A 2168-nucleotide genomic window follows, 5' to 3' on the forward strand; every position below is an offset into this window, starting at 1 on the left:
ATGTATTTCTTTGCCATTGGCCCACTTCCATTCTACGTTGAAGCTCGAGAGTATGGGGAGCTTTAGCCGACATTTCAAGAATGACTGAGTACTAGAGTCAACCGGTAAGGTGAAGATTAAGGGGCCTGCACCAGACTGCGGCCCACATCGACGTTTGGGAGCTGGAGCGTGCGAGCGTTGGTGATCACCCGTTGCCACAGCGCGCCGCCGCGGGTGCAGGTCGCCTGCGCCAAAAGCGCCACGATGCCCGCAACGTGCGGTGTCGCCATGCTCGTACCGCTGATGGTGCGGTAACGCAACGGCATCGGCCACAACGAGTAAACCGCCACGCCGGGCGCCGCGATGTCGACCGCCGAGCCGGCGGCGCGGACCGTGTCGCGGGCCGAAAAATAGCCCATGCGCAGGTTCGCGTCGAGTGCGCCCACGGCCATGAATGACTTACTGTTGGCCGGGCGGCCGACGAAGCCGAAATTGCCCGCTGGGCGGTTCGCATTATTGCCTGCAGCCGCGACGATTAGACTCCCGGCGTTCAAGGTCCGCTCGCCCGCGGTCTCATAGAATGTGGTGGACGTTGGGACATTAGCCCCAAGCGACATCGAGGTCACATGGCACTTGTTGGCGATGGCTCACTCTATCCCTGCCAGGATGCCGCCATCACCGCCACTGCCCTGATCAGACAAGACCTTGCCGATGAAGATGGAGGCCTTTTGTGTGCAACTCCGTAACGCGGTCCGACGGTCGGCTTGAACGGGCCGCAGGCCGCACCGGTGCAGTGGGTGCCGTGGCCGTGCCCGTCATTGGCGCTCGGCACGCCGGTGATGAAGGATTTCGACACGACCGGGTGGTCAGCGAAGTCTGGGTGGGCCAAAAACAGGCCGGTGTCGAGCACCGCGACCTTGATGCCCTGGCCGCAGTTATATCACCATGCTCTTCGCCACTTGGCGCGACTTGAGTAAGTGAGTCAATAAAATCGACTGGATTATTAAAGTTCACGATTCTTTACCTCCCCTTATTTCAGTGTGGTAACTAAATAAATCAGTGACCGCGAATGAAGAAAATTGCCATGCTCTTTACCCAAAAAATTAATAAATAAACTTGGTTGAAGCACATGTCGCGGCCAATTGCGATGCTTTTTAGGTCGTCACAAATCTGTTTCAAAGACCTGAATATTGGGAACTACTGATTCTTGCCACACTCATGCCGCTATTACATGCAAGGCTTTCCCATCAACTGAATCATCATGTTGAATTCTGGAATTGTGCAATCTGCCAAGGGACGGTTACCTTGTATAAGCCATGACGAAAATACTTTCCAAAATCTGGCATTCAGTGTGTCATAAATAGTCGATTAATCAATACGTATAACACGATAAATTTGTTCTAACCCCAGAAACCACGAAATGCAGCTCTTTTGAATAATCCGAGAACTCTATGCTATTGATTTAAATAATTCTCATCAGAGCTTATTATACTCAACGCGGTCACAATTGCGGATTTTAGAAGCGCTGAAAGCTTTAAATTATAAGGGTTTATTGCGTTTCTATTTCCGCATCTGTGGCCGCGCGAAGTATAGTAATTTTTGGTGATAAACGAAAATCAACATAACCAGAATTTTTCATAAATTGACACGCGCCCTCACTTGTCCTTTGACTAATAAGAAAGATTATGCCCGGTCGGTTGTATGAATCACACCACCACCCCCTTACGAGGCTGTCGTAAGAGCTCTAATTATTGAGTAGTGAGATGCAATAAAATAGCCATTATCCCAAAAAGCAAGATATATGTTGGCCCCAAGATCCGCGATTCAAGGATTGAAAAGTAACGAAATGTCCCACCACACAGGCGATCCGATAGAATTAAGGCGATCGAAACTTTCACCTATTGGGTGATGAAATGAGGTAGGGCAATGAGGGCTTCTGCGTAAATGGTGCTTCCGTTCAAGATAGAGGCAACGGACGAGATATTGACAGCGAACGCTGGATTAGTGCTATTTGGCGAATTTGTCCATGGTCTAGCCCATCTTTAACCTCATCCTGCTAAATTCTCTCCCTTTTTCCGTTTCGTATATTTCTAACTAACTGATATACAAAGCTTTGTATTTTGTGGCACGCTCAAATACGTAATATAGTGCCATAATATTATGGAGATATCTTGTTTTATCCTCCGCTT

Annotated in this window: 1 protein-coding gene and 1 pseudogene; both read right to left on the reverse strand. The window is 49.4% G+C overall.

Annotation, left to right across the window (positions count from 1 at the left end):
- Positions 1-116 precede the first annotated feature (116 nt).
- On the reverse strand, positions 117-596 hold the full coding sequence (locus BLP80_RS16005; RefSeq protein ID WP_218120475.1) for a S8 family serine peptidase: 480 nt from the start codon (positions 594-596) through the stop codon (positions 117-119).
- Between the two features lie 161 nt (positions 597-757).
- Positions 758-901 (reverse strand): annotated as a pseudogene (locus BLP80_RS16760) (S8 family serine peptidase); the annotation flags it as partial.
- Positions 902-2168: the final 1267 nt, after the last annotated feature.

It is taken from the genome of Nitrosomonas sp. Nm132 (genome assembly GCF_900100485.1).
GTDB lineage: Bacteria > Pseudomonadota > Gammaproteobacteria > Burkholderiales > Nitrosomonadaceae > Nitrosomonas.